General features: G+C 64.5%; 10 protein-coding genes, 4 tRNA genes and 1 rRNA gene. All 15 read left to right on the top strand.

The annotated features are described in order from the left end of the window. The first annotated feature begins 84 nt into the window (after positions 1 to 84). The 15 genes from rrf to rpoC all read left to right on the top strand — a co-directional run bounded on the left by rrf (position 85) and on the right by rpoC (position 15,233). Positions 85 to 200: ribosomal RNA gene (gene rrf, locus HNO51_RS18445) — 5S ribosomal RNA — on the top strand. A 584-nt stretch (positions 201 to 784) separates the two neighbouring features. Continuing rightward, the gene (locus tag HNO51_RS18440) at positions 785 to 1,768 is read left to right on the top strand and encodes a biotin--[acetyl-CoA-carboxylase] ligase (protein ID WP_197448643.1); all 984 of its coding nucleotides are present in this window, start codon (positions 785 to 787) and stop codon (positions 1,766 to 1,768) included. Further along, positions 1,765 to 2,604, top strand: a complete 840-nt coding sequence (locus HNO51_RS18435) for a type III pantothenate kinase (protein ID WP_197448642.1) — start codon at positions 1,765 to 1,767, stop codon at positions 2,602 to 2,604. The genes HNO51_RS18440 and HNO51_RS18435 overlap by 4 nt, the downstream gene beginning before the upstream one ends. A 117-nt stretch (positions 2,605 to 2,721) precedes the next feature. After that, positions 2,722 to 2,805 (top strand) — tRNA-Tyr (locus tag HNO51_RS18430). 46 nt (positions 2,806 to 2,851) lie between these two features. Beyond that, a tRNA-Gly gene (locus HNO51_RS18425) sits at positions 2,852 to 2,925 on the top strand. Between the two features lie 40 nt (positions 2,926 to 2,965). Then, positions 2,966 to 3,040 (top strand) — tRNA-Thr (locus HNO51_RS18420). Positions 3,041 to 3,182: 142 nt separating this feature from the next. Beyond that, positions 3,183 to 3,258 (top strand) — tRNA-Trp (locus HNO51_RS18415). A gap of 68 nt (positions 3,259 to 3,326) precedes the next feature. After that, entirely contained in the window at positions 3,327 to 3,695 is a 369-nt protein-coding gene (secE, locus tag HNO51_RS18410; protein ID WP_197448641.1) for a preprotein translocase subunit SecE, read from the top strand. Positions 3,696 to 3,703: 8 nt separating this feature from the next. Then, positions 3,704 to 4,237, top strand: coding sequence for a transcription termination/antitermination protein NusG (gene nusG / locus HNO51_RS18405; protein ID WP_197448640.1), 534 nt, complete (start codon positions 3,704 to 3,706; stop codon positions 4,235 to 4,237). Positions 4,238 to 4,328: 91 nt separating this feature from the next. Continuing rightward, the gene (rplK, locus tag HNO51_RS18400) at positions 4,329 to 4,760 is read left to right on the top strand and encodes a 50S ribosomal protein L11 (RefSeq protein ID WP_071943762.1); all 432 of its coding nucleotides are present in this window, start codon (positions 4,329 to 4,331) and stop codon (positions 4,758 to 4,760) included. A gap of 2 nt (positions 4,761 to 4,762) precedes the next feature. After that, positions 4,763 to 5,455 carry a 50S ribosomal protein L1 gene (gene rplA, locus HNO51_RS18395; RefSeq protein ID WP_197448639.1) on the top strand — a complete coding sequence of 231 codons (693 nt, stop codon included), beginning with the start codon at positions 4,763 to 4,765 and terminating at the stop codon, positions 5,453 to 5,455. A 265-nt stretch (positions 5,456 to 5,720) separates the two neighbouring features. Further along, complete coding sequence (gene rplJ / locus HNO51_RS18390) at positions 5,721 to 6,224, top strand: 50S ribosomal protein L10 (protein WP_111413330.1); 504 nt, start codon at positions 5,721 to 5,723, stop codon at positions 6,222 to 6,224. A gap of 90 nt (positions 6,225 to 6,314) precedes the next feature. After that, on the top strand, positions 6,315 to 6,689 hold the full coding sequence (gene rplL / locus HNO51_RS18385) for a 50S ribosomal protein L7/L12 (RefSeq protein ID WP_111413331.1): 375 nt from the start codon (positions 6,315 to 6,317) through the stop codon (positions 6,687 to 6,689). A gap of 232 nt (positions 6,690 to 6,921) precedes the next feature. After that, entirely contained in the window at positions 6,922 to 11,001 is a 4,080-nt protein-coding gene (gene rpoB, locus HNO51_RS18380) for a DNA-directed RNA polymerase subunit beta (protein WP_209538046.1), read from the top strand. 11 nt (positions 11,002 to 11,012) lie between these two features. Further along, entirely contained in the window at positions 11,013 to 15,233 is a 4,221-nt protein-coding gene (gene rpoC / locus HNO51_RS18375) for a DNA-directed RNA polymerase subunit beta' (RefSeq protein WP_197448637.1), read from the top strand. Positions 15,234 to 15,279 lie beyond the last annotated feature (46 nt).

Below are 15,279 nucleotides of genomic sequence, written 5' to 3'. Positions count from 1 at the left end.
GCGCATCGCGCACGATTGACGGATACGCACCGCGCCGGTAGGCGCGGGCGAGACGATCACGCAGCATGATTCCAACCGTTTTCGCCTGACGACCATAGCGAGTGGGAACCACCTGATCCCATGCCGAACTCAGCAGTGAAACCGCTCAGCGCCGATGGTAGTGTGGGGTCTCCCCATGCGAGAGTAGGTCATCGTCAGGCATCTTTTCAGAAACCCCGGCCAACTGGTCGGGGTTTCGCCGTTTAAGGGCCTCCCACGTAGAGTAGCGGAGCGCCGCCCGAGTCATCGTCAGGCATCCATTCCAAAACCCCAGCTTCGAAAGAGGCTGGGGTTTTTTCATGGGCATGGGGAGACCCGCTCTTCGTTTCGTGGGGCCGCTTCGCGGACCGGTCCCTCGCCGGCTCGGGGCGTTCGAGCGCCCCCGCGGCGGTGCCGCTAGGGGCCGGGCGCTCTCACCCCCATGCGAGAGTAGCGGAGCGCCGCCCGGGTCATCGTCAGGCATCTCTTCAGAAACCCAGCTTCGAATGAGGCTGGGTTTCGTCGTTTCAGGGGCCGCCCAGGGATCCCGCCTGTCGGGAACAGGCGGAAACTGCGCTAGCAGGCCCGAAGGGCGCGTCTCAGGATGAGACAAGTCGAGTTGCGGAGCGCCGCCCGGCTCGTCAGGCATCACTCTCGAAAACCCCGAGCACGACAGTGCTCGGGGTTTTTTCTTTAACCGATCAATGCGTTTCCGCAACCGCAGCAGTTCGCTAGAATGGATCTTTTCCCGGTTAGGGCACAGGGCATGACCATTGGCGACCTCATTCGGCTGCTGAGTGACGGGGAGTTCCACTCCGGCGAGCAGTTGGGCGTACGGCTGGGTGTATCCCGCACTGCGGTCTGGAAGCAACTGAAGAAGCTCGAGGCGATGGACATCCCCCTCGAGGCGGTCAAGGGACAGGGCTACCGGCTCTCCACGCCGCTGGAGCTGCTGAATGGCGGGATGATCGTGGCCGGCCTGTCGCGCCGGGGGCGTCAACATCTCGCCAGGCTGTTCGTCGAGGAGACGCTGCCTTCAAGCAACGAATTCATTCGTCAGCGCTTTGCCCAAGGCGCGGGTCACGGCGAAGTGTGCCTGGTCGAGCAGCAAAGTGCAGGGCGCGGTCGCCGCGGTCGCGTCTGGTCGACTCCTTGGGGGCGTGCCCTGATGCTATCGGTAGGCTGGCGTTTCGAGTCCGGTATCGCCGTGCTGGAAGGGTTGAGTCTGGCAGTGGGCGTGGCCCTGGCCAGGGTGCTGGAGCGCCACGGCGTGAGCCCCAGGCTGAAGTGGCCAAACGATGTGCTGCTCGAGGACGGCCAGGGTCGACTGGGCAAGCTGGCCGGCATTCTGGTCGAGATCAGCGGTGACACGACGGGCCCCTGCGAGGTTGTGGTCGGCATGGGGATCAACTTCGATCTTCCCGCGAGCTTCCGTGAGCGCATCGAGCAACGTGTCGCCGCGGTGGCCGACCAGGTGCCTTCGCTATCTCGTAACCGGCTGGCCGCGGAATTGCTGGACGAGCTGATGCCGCTGCTGGCAGGCTACGAGTCGTCCGGCTTTGCTGCCTGGCAGGCGGAATGGAACCGGCGCCATGCCTTCCAGGGGTGCGAGGTCGAGGTGCTGCGTGGGCAGCAGCGCCTTCTGGCCACCGCCGAATCCGTGGACGAATCAGGCAATCTCTGGGTCCGCCATGGTGATCGACGAGAACGCCTGGGAGGAGGGGAGATCAGCGTGCGTGGGCGTACATGATCCTTGATCTGGACATCGGCAATACCCTTTCCAAGTGGCGATTGAAGGATGCCGACAGCAGCGAGATCCGTTCGCGCGGCGCCGTCTGGACCCGCGAGGAGTGGAAGCCTGGCTCCGATATACCCGACCTGGACGTGGTCGAGGCGGTGCGCATCTCCAGCGTCGCCCGTCAGGCGGTGCTGGAGCAGACCGTGGCGCTGCTGCAGAATCGCGTGCGCGGCGTACATGTGGCGCGTTCGGTGCCGGAGGCGCTGGGTGTCGTCAACGGCTACGAGGAGCCGCATCGGCTGGGTGTCGATCGCTGGATGGGCGTGTTGGCCGGCTACCAATTGGCCGGCGGCTGCTGCGCCGTGGACTGTGGTAGCGCCATCACCATCGATTTCGTGCTGCCGGGAGGGCGACACCTGGGAGGCTACATCCTGCCGGGTCTGCGCTTGATGAAGGAGAGCCTCAAGCTCGGCACCCGTAACGTCGCCATCGACCCCGATAGCGAGGCGGAGGAGCTTCTGCTGCCCGGCCGACGTACCGTCGAGGCCGTGAATCATGGCATCTACCTGGCAGCCGTCAGCGCCGTGAACCGCATCTATGCTGAGGTGTGCGATCGGGAAGGGGTCGCTCTTCCGATGTTGCTGACGGGCGGCGATGCCCGGGTGGTGGCGCGGGGGGTGCACTCCCCTCATGCGGTCTGGCCCGACATGGTCTATGGCGGCCTGGAAGCCTGCTTTCCGTTGACGGCGGCCGAGCGGGCCGGTCGCATGTCGGGCGCGCCGCGAGTGCCTGCCCCGGCGGGGCTGGAAAAAATCCGGGCAGGCCTTGCATTCTCCATGTTGCTTTGACACAATGCAGCGCGTTCCGAGGCCAAGGGCTCGCGGCCAAGCTGCGGCTGCCTGGCAAGTGGCTGAAAAATAAGCCCTTGACATGGTTTCGGTAGGCGGTAGAATGAGCCGCCATCTGGAGGGGTTCCCGAGTGGCCAAAGGGAGCAGACTGTAAATCTGCCGCGAAAGCTTCGAAGGTTCGAATCCTTCCCCCTCCACCAGATAAGCCGATCCAGGCAGTGGTTCTGGGTGGGAAAGAGTGGGTAGGCGGGCATAGTTCAATGGTAGAACCTCAGCCTTCCAAGCTGATGATGCGGGTTCGATTCCCGCTGCCCGCTCCAGGTGCTGCTCCTGCTAGGGGCAGGTGAAGCCAAAGGTTTTGCTCATGTAGCTCAGGGGTAGAGCACACCCTTGGTAAGGGTGAGGTCGACGGTTCAAATCCGTCCATGAGCTCCAATTCGAAAGGCGAGCGCAGGCTCGCCTTTCTTTTCTTCGCGGCGAAGGTCCGTCGGAGAGGGTTGCCAGTCGGCGAGTCATCCGCTATCATGGCGCCCGCTGTTGTGCATGCTGCCTGCAAGAGGTAATGCATACCAGATACAGGCCAGTAGCTCAATTGGCAGAGCAGCGGTCTCCAAAACCGCAGGTTGGGGGTTCGATTCCCTCCTGGCCTGCCAACCTTCCCCAGGTTGGCATTCTTCATACGAACATACTCGATTGCCGCACCCTGAGGAGTCTCGTTTTCATGAAACACAACGCCGAGGTGCAGGAGTCGCGCCGCGACGGGCTCAAGTGGGCGGTTGTCGTCACGCTGGTGGTGCTGGCGGTAGTGGGGAATACCTATTTCGCCGACCAGGCGCTTCTCTATCGTGTGCTCGGTGTCGTCGTGCTCTGTGCGGGTGCCGCGGCGGTTGCGCTGACGACCGCCCGGGGGCGGGATCTCGCCGAGCTGGCCAAGAATGCCAAGAAAGAGATTCAGCGCGTGGTATGGCCGACCCGACCCGAGACCGTGCAGACGACCGTGATCGTGCTGGTCGCCGTGCTGGTCGTCGGGCTGATGCTGTGGCTGATCGACACCCTACTTAGCTGGGCGATGTCCGGCGTCATCGGTTAGGAGTTTTCATGTCCAAGCGTTGGTACGTCGTGCACGCCTACTCGGGCTTCGAGAAGCATGTCATGCGCTCCCTCAAGGAGCGCGTGAAGATGTATGCCATGGAGGATCGCTTCGGCGAGATCCTGGTGCCGACCGAAGAGGTCGTCGAGGTGCGTGACGGCAAGCGCCGTAAGAGTGAACGCAAGTTCTATCCCGGCTACGTGCTGGTCGAGATGGAGATGGACGACGCCACCTGGCACCTGGTCAACGAGACGCCTCGGGTCATGGGGTTTATTGGCGGCACCAAGGAGAAGCCGGCGCCGATCACCCAGCGGGAGGCCGATGCCATCCTGCGCCGGGTGAAGGACGGCAGCGACAAGCCGCGGCCCAAGACGATGTTCGAGCCGGGGCAGTCCGTGCGCGTCATCGACGGCCCCTTCGCCGACTTCAATGGCGTGGTCGAAGAGGTCAATTACGACAAGAGTCGCCTGCAGGTCAGCGTGCTGATCTTCGGCAGGGCGACGCCGGTCGAGCTCGAGTTTTCCCAGGTCGAGAAAGAGTGACGCTTCTCGACCGCTGATTTGCTGTGCGGCCACTTCGGCGGCCGTCTAACCCGGGGAGCCGCTAGGCGCTACTACCCAACTGGAGTCCATCATGGCCAAGAAAGTACAGGCTTACATCAAGCTGCAGGTGGCAGCAGGTAAGGCCAACCCGAGTCCCCCCGTGGGCCCTGCGCTGGGTCAGCACGGTGTCAACATCATGGAGTTCTGCAAGGCGTTCAACGCCGCGACCCAGGACATCGAGCCGGGTCTGCCGACTCCCGTGGTCATCACCGTCTATTCCGACCGCAGCTTCACCTTCATCACCAAGACCCCGCCGGCGGCGGTCCTGCTGAAGAAGGCGGCTGGCATCAAGTCCGGCTCCGGTGAGCCGAACAAGAAGAAGGTCGGTACCGTGACCCGCGAGCAGCTCGAGGAGATCGCCAAGACCAAGGAGCCGGACCTGACGGCTGCCGACCTCGACGCCGCGGTACGTACCATTGCCGGTAGTGCCCGCAGCATGGGCCTGAACGTGGAGGGTCTCTGATCATGGCCAAGCTTTCCAAGCGCGCACAGATGATTCGCGAGAAGGTCGATGCCACCAAGGCGTACAGCCTGGAGGAGGCCGTGGCGCTGCTCGCCGAGCTCTCCACCGTCAAGTTCAAGGAGTCACTGGACGTCGCCATCAACCTGGGCGTCGATCCGCGTAAATCCGACCAGGTGGTGCGCGGTGCCACCGTGATGCCCAACGGGACCGGCAAGGACGTGCGCGTCGCCGTGTTCACCCAGGGTGCCAACGCCGATGCCGCCAAGGAAGCCGGTGCCGACATCGTCGGCATGGATGACCTGGCCGAGCAGGTCAAGAAGGGTCAGCTCGACTTCGACGTGGTCATCGCCTCGCCGGACGCCATGCGTGTGGTCGGCCAGTTGGGTCAGATCCTCGGTCCGCGCGGCCTGATGCCGAACCCCAAGGTCGGCACCGTGACGCCCGACGTGGCGACCGCAGTGAAGAACGCCAAGGCCGGCCAGGTGCGTTTCCGTACCGACAAGAACGGTATCATCCACACCACGCTGGGCAAGGTCGATTTCGATGCCGACGCCATCCGGGGCAACCTGGAGGCGCTGGTCGCCGATCTCAAGCGTCTCAAGCCGAGCACGTCCAAGGGCATCTACTTCAAGAAGGTCACCCTGTCCACTACCATGGGCCCGGGCCTGACCCTCGACCATTCCGCGCTGGTCTAAGGGCGCGGAGCGGAAGCAGTTGCAAGAACTTTGCGGTCCCCGAACGTCTTGCCCGGCAGGGCGTGAGGGGCGCCGTCAAAGACCGCAGGTGCCGCCCTCTCTCGAGTGGGCGGCTTAATCTCCCCTTGGGGTTGCCTGCGCAGATGGTGTGGCCGCCAGAACGCTGGTGTGCACCATCACCCAGGACTTCCGTCGGCGCTCGGCGTCACGGAAGAGATGGTAACCTCCGGAGCCCAGGTGGTTCCGGCACGAAGGAGTGATCACTGTGCCACTAGCACTCGAAGGCAAGAAGGCGATCGTTGCCGAGGTCAGTGAAGCGGCCAAGGGCGCTCTCTCCGTCGTAGTTGCCGATTCTCGTGGCGTCACGGTCGAGAAGATGACCGGTCTGCGTAAGCAGGCGCGCGAGAATGGCGTCCAGCTGCGTGTTGTTCGCAACACCCTGGCACGCCGCGCCCTCTCGGGCACTCAATGGGAGTGTCTGAACGAGAGCTTCGTCGGTCCGACTCTGCTGGCGTTTTCCACTGAACATCCGGGCGCAGCCGCCCGCCTGTTCAAGGACTTCGCCAAGGATGAGAAGAACTTCGAAGTCAAGGCGCTGGCCTACGAAGGCGAGCTGATCCCGGCAAGCGACATCGACCGTCTGGCGACCCTGCCGACCTATGACGAGGCCATCGCCAAGCTGATGTCCGTCATGAAGGAGGCATCCGCCGGCAAGCTGGTTCGTACGCTGGCCGCCCTGCGCGACCAGAAGCAGGAACAGGCCGCCTGATCGGCGAACTCATTACTGCTGCCTGAATCGAACACTGAACAGACGAGTACTCGGTGCGCCGAGGCTCCCGCAAAGTTAGGAATCATCGAAATGGCACTGACCAAAGAAGACATCATCAACGCCGTCGCCGACATGTCCGTGATGGAAGTCGTCGAGCTGATCGAAGCGATGGAAGAGAAGTTCGGCGTTTCCGCCGCGGCCGCCGTCGTGGCCGGCCCGGCTGCTGGCGGTGACGCCGGCGCTGCCGAAGAGCAGACCGAGTTCGACCTGGTGCTGACCAGCGCCGGCGACAAGAAGGTCAACGTGATCAAGGCCGTCCGCGAGATCACCGGCCTGGGCCTGAAGGAAGCCAAGGGTGCCGTCGACGGCGCACCGGCGACCATCAAGGAAGCCATGTCCAAGGACGAGGCCGAAGAGGCCAAGAAGAAGCTGGAAGAAGCCGGCGCCACCGTGGAACTCAAGTAACCCCTTGGTTTCCATGGCTTCACGCGCTGCGTAAGCTTCCATGGCTGGTGGCGGGCCTTCCCGCTGCCGGCCTTTTTCTGTTGCACTAGCGCCTTGCTGACGCAGCGTCGCTAGCAGAATCCCGACGGCGAGCTACCCCTGTGGAGCTTGCCGTCAGCGCCTGGCGGGGAGGCCCGTCGGGCGGCGCCGACCACGCATCGGTCACCCATGGTGAACAAGCTGGGGAATACAGATGGCTTACTCATACACTGAGAAAAAACGCATCCGCAAGGATTTTGGCAAACTGCCCCAAGTGATGGATGTGCCCTACCTGCTGGCGATCCAGCTTGATTCCTACTACGACTTCCTCCAGCAGGACCGCTCCGCCGACGAGCGCCTCGAGGTGGGGCTGCACGCAGCGTTCAAGTCCGTGTTCCCGATCGAGAGCTTCTCCGGCAACGCCGCGCTCGAGTACGTCAGCTACCGCTTCGGCACCCCGGCCTTCGACGTCAAGGAGTGCCAGCTGCGTGGTGTGACCTACTCCGCGCCCCTGCGGGTCAAGGTTCGCTTGATCATCTATGATCGCGACTCCTCGAACAAGGCCATCAAGGACATCAAGGAGCAGGAAGTCTACATGGGGGAGATCCCCCTGATGACCGAGAACGGCACCTTCGTGGTCAACGGCACCGAGCGCGTCATCGTCTCCCAGTTGCACCGCTCGCCGGGCGTGTTCTTCGATCATGACAAGGGCAAGAGCCACTCCTCCGGCAAGCTGCTCTATTCCGCCCGCGTGATCCCTTACCGCGGCTCCTGGCTCGACTTCGAGTTCGACCCCAAGGACAACGTCTTCGTGCGCATCGACCGTCGCCGCAAGCTGCCGGCCACGGTGCTGCTGCGTGCGCTGGGCATGAGCGCCGAGGAGATCCTCGACGAGTTCTTCGATACCAGCACCTTCCACATCGAGAAGAGCGGCTTCTCCGTGGAGCTGGTACCGTCGCGCCTGCGTGGCGAGACCGCCACCTTCGACATCAAGGATGCCGACGGCAACCTGATCGTCGAGGAAGGGCGGCGCATCACCCAGAAGCATATCCGTCAGCTGGAGAAGGCCGGCCTCGAGCGCCTCGAGGTGCCGATGGACTACCTGTTCGGCAAGACCCTGGCCAAGGATCAGGTCGATGCCGGCACCGGCGAGCTGATCTGCCCCTGCAACAGCGTGATCACGCCCGAGTTGCTCGAGAAGCTCGGGCAGGCGGGCATCACCAAGCTCGAGACGCTCTACACCAACGATCTCGACTGCGGCCCGTTCATCTCCGAGACCCTGCGCCTGGATACCACCGGCTCGCAGCTCGAGGCGCTGGTCGAGATCTACCGCATGATGCGCCCCGGCGAGCCGCCGACCAAGGAGGCCGCCGAGACGCTGTTCCACAACCTGTTCTTCACCGAGGACCGCTACGACCTCTCCGGCGTCGGTCGCATGAAGTTCAATCGCCGCCTGCGCCGTGAAGGCGACACCGGCTCCGGTGTGCTCGACAACCGCGACATCCTCGACGTGCTCAAGGAACTGATCTACATCCGCAACGGCTTCGGCGAAGTCGACGATATCGATCACCTGGGCAACCGCCGTATCCGCTGCGTCGGCGAGATGGCCGAGAACCAGTTCCGCGTGGGCTTGGTGCGCGTCGAGCGTGCCGTCAAGGAACGCCTCTCCATGGCCGAGAGCGAAGGCCTGATGCCGCAGGACCTGATCAACGCCAAGCCGGTGGCGGCGGCGGTCAAGGAGTTCTTCGGCTCGAGCCAGCTATCGCAGTTCATGGACCAGAACAACCCGCTCTCCGAGGTCACCCACAAGCGCCGCGTCTCCGCGCTCGGCCCGGGCGGCCTGACCCGCGAGCGGGCAGGCTTCGAGGTGCGCGACGTTCACGCTACGCACTACGGCCGACTGTGTCCGATCGAGACCCCGGAAGGCCCGAACATCGGCCTGATCAACTCGCTGGCCACTTACAGCCACACCAACAGCTACGGCTTCCTCGAGACGCCCTACCGAAAGGTGGTGGATCGCCAGGTGACCGACGAGGTGGTACACCTCTCGGCCATCGAGGAGGGTGACTTCGTCATCGCCCAGGCCTCGGCCAGCGTCGACGAGTCGGGCAAGCTGGTCGACGACCTGGTACAGGTGCGTCACAAGGGCGAGACCACCTTCATGCGTCCCGAGCAGGTGACGCTGATGGACGTGTCGCCGCGCCAGGTCGTCTCCGTGGCGGCCGCGCTGATCCCGTTCCTCGAGCACGACGACGCCAACCGCGCCCTGATGGGCTCGAACATGCAGCGTCAGGCGGTGCCGACGCTGCGTGCCGAGAAGCCGCTGGTGGGTACCGGCATGGAGCGCTTCGTCGCCCGTGATTCCGGCGTGTGCGCCGTGGCGCGCCGTGGCGGGGTGATCGACTCGGTCGACGCCAAGCGTATCGTGGTGCGCATCAATGAGGACGAGATCATCGGCGGCGAAGCCGGCGTCGATATCTACAACCTCACCAAGTACGTGCGCTCCAACCAGAACACCTGCATGAACCAGCGTCCCATCGTGCGCCCCGGCGACGTCGTGGCACGCGGCGACATCCTGGCCGACGGCCCCTCCGTCGACATGGGCGATCTGGCCCTGGGCCAGAACATGCGCATCGCCTTCATGCCCTGGAACGGCTACAACTTCGAGGACTCGATCCTGCTCTCGGAGCGGGTGGTGCAGGAAGACCGCTTCACCACCATCCACATCCAGGAGCTGACCTGCGTCTCGCGCGACACCAAGCTGGGGCCGGAGGAGATCACCTCCGACATCCCCAACGTCGGCGAGTCGGCGCTCTCCAAGCTGGATGAGGCCGGTGTGGTCTACATCGGCGCCGAGGTCGGCCCGGGTGACATCCTGGTGGGCAAGGTCACGCCCAAGGGCGAGACCCAGCTGACGCCGGAAGAGAAGCTGCTGCGGGCGATCTTCGGCGAGAAGGCGTCCGACGTGAAGGACACCTCGCTGCGCGCGCCGACCGGCATGAAGGGTACGGTCATCGATGTTCAGGTGTTCACACGCGACGGCGTGGAGAAGGACTCGCGGGCGCTTGCCATCGAGCAGATGCAGCTCGACGAGGTGCGCAAGGACCTGCAGGAGACCTACCGCATTGCCGAGGACGCCACCTTCGAGCGCCTCAAGCGCACGCTCTCCGGTCAGCCGGTCAACGGCGGTCCCAAGCTGAAGAAGGGCGACGTGCTCTCCGACAGCTATCTTGAGGAACTGCCGCGCCAGCAGTGGTTCAAGCTGCGCCTGCAGGACGAGTCGCTCAATGAGCTGCTGGCCCAGGCCGACGAGCAGCTCGAGAACCGCCGCAAGGAGATGGAGGAGCGCTTCGAGGACAAGAAGCGCAAGCTGACCCAGGGCGACGACCTGGCGCCGGGCGTGCTCAAGATCGTCAAGGTCTACATGGCGGTCAAGCGTCGCATCCAGCCGGGCGACAAGATGGCCGGCCGTCACGGCAACAAGGGCGTCATCTCGGCGATCATGCCGGTCGAGGACATGCCCTTCGACGACAACGGCGTGTCGGTGGACATCGTCCTCAACCCGCTGGGCGTGCCGTCGCGGATGAACGTGGGTCAGATCCTCGAGACCCACCTGGGCCTCGCCGCCCAGGGCCTCGGGGTCAAGATCGACGCCATGCTGCGCGATGCCCGTGCCCAGCAGGTGGCCGAGATCCGCGAATTCCTGGGGCAGGTCTACAACACCACCACCGGAACGCGGGTGGAGGATCTCGATTCGCTCTCCGACGACGAGATCATCGCTCTGGCCAAGAACCTGCGTGGCGGCGTGCCGATGGCCTCGCCGGTGTTCGACGGTGCCGCCGAGGGTGAGATCAAGCACCTGCTGCGCCTGGCCGACCTGCCGGACTCCGGCCAGATGACCCTGTACGACGGGCGTACCGGTGACGCCTTCGACCGCCCGGTGACGGTGGGCTACATGTACATGCTCAAGCTCAACCACCTGGTGGACGACAAGATGCACGCCCGTTCCACTGGCTCCTACTCGCTCGTCACCCAGCAGCCGCTGGGCGGCAAGGCGCAGTTCGGCGGCCAGCGTTTCGGCGAGATGGAGGTGTGGGCGCTGGAGGCCTACGGTGCCGCCTACACCCTCCAGGAGATGCTCACGGTGAAGTCCGACGACGTGGAAGGTCGCACCAAGATGTACAAGAGCATTGTCGACGGCGACCACACCATGCATGCCGGCATGCCGGAATCCTTCAACGTACTGGTGAAGGAAATCCGTTCGCTGGGCATCGATATCGAGTTAGAGAGCTAGGAGCCGACTCCATGAAAGATTTGGTGAAAGTCCTCAAATCGCAGTCACAGTCCGAAGAGTTCGACGCGATCAAGATCTCGCTCGCCTCGCCGGACATGATTCGCTCCTGGTCCTATGGCGAGGTCAAGAAGCCCGAGACCATCAACTACCGTACCTTCAAGCCGGAGCGGGACGGCCTGTTCTGCGCCAAGATCTTCGGTCCGGTGAAGGACTACGAGTGCCTGTGCGGCAAGTACAAGCGCATGAAGCACCGCGGCATCATCTGTGAGAAGTGCGGCGTCGAGGTGACCAAGGCCGCCGTGCGCCGCGAGCGCATGGGCCACATCGAGCTGGCCTCGCCGGTCGCTCACATCTGGTTCCTCAAGTCGCTGCCGTCGCGCATCGGCATGTTCCTCGACATGACCCTGCGCGACATCGAGCGGGTGCTCTACTTCGAGAGCTTCGTGGTGATCGATCCGGGCATGACCACGCTGGAGCGCGGTCAGTTGCTCAACGACGAGCAGTACTTCGAGGCCCTCGAGGAGTTCGGCGACGACTTCGACGCGCGCATGGGCGCCGAGGCGATCCAGGCGCTGCTCAAGGACATCGACCTCTCCGAGGAGGTCGATCGCCTGCGCGAGGAGATCCCGCAAACCAACTCCGAGACCAAGATCAAGAAGCTCTCCAAGCGGCTCAAGCTGCTGGAGGCCTTCCTCAACTCCGGCAACGACCCGGCGTGGATGGTCATGGAGGTGCTGCCGGTGCTGCCACCGGACCTGCGTCCGCTGGTGCCGCTCGACGGCGGCCGCTTCGCGACCTCGGATCTCAACGATCTGTACCGTCGGGTGATCAACCGCAACAACCGCCTCAAGCGGCTGCTCGACCTCAACGCGCCGGACATCATCGTGCGCAACGAGAAGCGCATGCTGCAGGAGGCGGTCGATGCGCTGCTCGACAACGGTCGTCGCGGTCGCGCCATCACCGGCTCCAACAAGCGCCCGCTGAAGTCGCTGGCCGACATGATCAAGGGCAAGCAGGGGCGCTTCCGCCAGAACCTGCTGGGCAAGCGCGTCGACTACTCCGGTCGTTCGGTGATCACCGTCGGCCCGACCCTGCGCCTGCACCAGTGCGGCCTGCCCAAGAAGATGGCGCTGGAGCTGTTCAAGCCGTTCATCTACTCCAAGCTGCAGGCCAACGGCCAGGCCTCCACCATCAAGGCCGCCAAGAAGATGGTCGAGCGCGAGCTGCCCGAGGTGTGGGACATCCTTGCCGATGTCATCCGCGAGCACCCGGTGCTGCTCAACCGTGCGCCGACCCTGCACCGCCTGGGCATCCAGGCCTTCGAGCCGCTGCTGATCGAGGGCAAGGCGATCCAGCTGCACCCGCTGGTGTGTGCCGCCTACAACGCCGACTTCGACGGCGACCAGATGGCGGTACACGTGCCGCTGACGCTGGAAGCCCAGCTCGAGGCGCGGGCGCTGATGATGGCCACCAACAACGTGCTGTCGCCGGCCAACGGGGATCCAATCATCGTGCCGTCCCAGGACGTGGTGCTGGGCCTGTACTACATGACCCGCGAGAAGATCAACGCCAAGGGCGAGGGCATGGTGTTCTCCGGCCTCAACGAGGTCGAGCGCGCCTTCGGCACCCAGAGCGTGTCGCTGCACGCGCGGGTCAAGGTGCGCCTGACCGAGGTGCTGGTCGACGAGGAGACCGGCGAGCGCAGCACCGCGCGGACCCTCTACGACACCACCGTGGGCCGCGCCATGCTGTTCCGCATCCTGCCCGACGGGGTGCCGTTCGAGCTGGTCGATCAGCCGATGAAGAAGAAGGCGATCTCCAAGCTGCTCAACGAGGTGTACCGCCGTGCCGGCCTCAAGCCGACGGTGATCTTCGCCGACCAGCTGATGTACACCGGTTTCCGCATGGCGACCTGGTCGGGCGCCTCCATCGGCGTCAACGACTTCGTCATCCCCGAGGCCAAGACCGAGATCGTCGAGGCGGCCGAGGCCGAGGTCAAGGAGATCGAGGACCAGTTCTCCTCCGGCCTCGTCACCGCCGGCGAGAAGTACAACAAGGTCATCGACATCTGGTCCAAGGCCAACGACAAGGTGGCCAAGGCGATGATGGCGGGTATCTCCAAGGAGACCGTGGTCGACCGCCAGGGCAACGAGGTAGAGCAGGACTCGTTCAACAGCGTGTTCATCATGGCCGACTCCGGGGCGCGTGGTAGCGCCGCCCAGATCCGCCAGCTGGCGGGCATGCGCGGCCTGATGGCCAAGCCGGACGGCTCGATCATCGAGACGCCGATCGTGGCCAACTTCCGCGAAGGTCTGAACGTCCTGCAGTACTTCATCTCGACCCACGGCGCGCGGAAGGGCCTGGCGGACACGGCGCTCAAGACCGCCAACTCCGGTTACCTGACCCGTCGTCTGGTCGACGTGGCCCAGGACATGGTAATCACCGAGACCGACTGCGGCACCGAGCAGGGCCTGACTCTGCACCCGGTCATCGAGGGCGGCGACATCATCGTCTCGCTGGCCCAGCGCGTGCTGGGTCGCGTGGTGGCCCAGGACGTCATCGATCCCAGCACCGACGAGGTGCTGATCGAGAAGGGCACCCTGCTCGACGAGGTCTGGTGCGAGCGTCTCGACACCATGGGCGTCGACGAGATCGTGGTGCGCAGCGCGATCACCTGCGAGTCGACCCACGGCGTCTGCTCCTCCTGCTACGGTCGCGACCTGGCGCGGGGCCATCAGGTCAACATCGGCGAGGCGGTGGGGGTGATTGCCGCCCAGTCGATCGGCGAGCCGGGCACCCAGCTGACCATGCGGACCTTCCACATCGGTGGTGCGGCATCGCGCGCCTCGGCGGTGGATAGCGTCCAGGTCAAGCACGGCGGTCGCGTGCGTCTGCACAACATGAAGTTCGTCGAGCGCAACGACGGCAAGCTGGTGGTGGTCTCCCGCTCCAGCGCGCTGGCGGTGGCCGACGAGCACGGTCGCGAGCGCGAGTACTACAAGCTGCCCTACGGTGCCGAGCTGTCGATCAAGGACGGCGAGGCGGTCGAGGCCGGCCAGATGGTCGCTAAGTGGGATCCGCACACCCACCCGATCATCGCCGAGATGGAGGGCAAGGTGCAGTACGTCGACATGGTCGACGGCGTCACCATCCACCGCAGCGTGGACGAAATGACCGGCCTCTCCTCCATCGAGGTGATCGAGTCCGCGGCGCGGCCGCAGGCCGGCCGCGACAGCCGCCCGATGATCCTGCTCACCGACGAGAGCGGCGAGCCGGTCAGCGTGGCGGGTTCCAACACCCCGGTGCAGTACCTGCTGCCGGGCAAGGCGATCGTCTCGGTCGATAATGGCGCCCAGATCGGTATCGGCGAAATCGTCGCGCGTATTCCGGTGGAAGCGTCCGGCAACAAGGACATCACCGGCGGTCTGCCCCGCGTGGCCGACCTGTTCGAGGCGCGCAAGCCGAAGGAACCGGCCATCCTGGCCGAGGTCAGCGGTACGATCAGCTTCGGCAAGGAGACCAAGGGCAAGCGTCGCCTGACGATCACGCCCGACGACGGCAGCGATCCGTTCGAAATGCTGATTCCGAAGTGGCGTCAGATTGCCGTCTTCGAAGGCGAGACGGTGGAGAAGGGCGAGGTGATCTCCGACGGCCCGAGCAACCCGCACGACATCCTGCGGCTGCTGGGCGTGGCGGAGCTGGCCAAGTACATCACCGCCGAGATCCAGGAGGTCTATCGTCTCCAGGGCGTGGGCATCAACGACAAGCACATCGAGGTGATCGTGCGTCAGATGCTGCGCAAGGTGGAGATCACCGACTCCGGCGACTCCGAGTTCATCCCCGGCGACCAGGTCGAGCTGGTCAAGGTGCTCGAGGAGAACGGCCGCCTGGAGCAGGCCGAGAAGTTCCCGGCCAAGTACCAGCGCGTGCTGCTGGGTATCACCAAGGCCAGCCTGGCCACCGAGTCGTTCATCTCCGCGGCCTCCTTCCAGGAGACCACGCGGGTGCTGACCGAGGCGGCGGTGACCGGCAAGCGTGACTACCTGCGCGGCCTGAAGGAGAACGTGGTGGTCGGTCGCCTGATCCCGGCGGGAACGGGGCTGGCTCACCACCAGGAGCGTCGCCGCAAGCGGGAAGATACCGAGCGTCTGCTCCACCCGTCGGCCTTCGACGTCGAGCAGGAGCTGGGTGCCCAGCTCACTGCGCTCGATTCGGACGACGACGAGCTGTAAGCGGGAAGGGGCGTCGGGCGGCGAAGGGCTGGCCCAATCGCTTGAC

The sequence above is a fragment of the Billgrantia sulfidoxydans genome (assembly GCF_017868775.1).
GTDB lineage: Bacteria > Pseudomonadota > Gammaproteobacteria > Pseudomonadales > Halomonadaceae > Halomonas > Halomonas sulfidoxydans.
The sequence above is the reverse complement of the archived record's forward strand: the minus strand, read 5'-3'. Positions and strand labels throughout refer to the sequence as shown.

Excerpts from the sequence above, each read along its gene's own strand:
- HNO51_RS18440 (WP_197448643.1), top strand. The coding sequence starts at position 785 with ATGACCATTGGCGACCTCATTCGGCTGCTGAGTGACGGGGAGTTCCAC.
- HNO51_RS18435 (WP_197448642.1), top strand. The coding sequence starts at position 1,765 with ATGATCCTTGATCTGGACATCGGCAATACCCTTTCCAAGTGGCGATTG.
- secE (WP_197448641.1), top strand. The coding sequence starts at position 3,327 with ATGAAACACAACGCCGAGGTGCAGGAGTCGCGCCGCGACGGGCTCAAG.
- nusG (WP_197448640.1), top strand. The coding sequence starts at position 3,704 with ATGTCCAAGCGTTGGTACGTCGTGCACGCCTACTCGGGCTTCGAGAAG.
- rplK (WP_071943762.1), top strand. The coding sequence starts at position 4,329 with ATGGCCAAGAAAGTACAGGCTTACATCAAGCTGCAGGTGGCAGCAGGT.
- rplA (WP_197448639.1), top strand. The coding sequence starts at position 4,763 with ATGGCCAAGCTTTCCAAGCGCGCACAGATGATTCGCGAGAAGGTCGAT.
- rplL (WP_111413331.1), top strand. The coding sequence starts at position 6,315 with ATGGCACTGACCAAAGAAGACATCATCAACGCCGTCGCCGACATGTCC.
- rpoB (WP_209538046.1), top strand. The coding sequence starts at position 6,922 with ATGGCTTACTCATACACTGAGAAAAAACGCATCCGCAAGGATTTTGGC.
- rpoC (WP_197448637.1), top strand. The coding sequence starts at position 11,013 with ATGAAAGATTTGGTGAAAGTCCTCAAATCGCAGTCACAGTCCGAAGAG.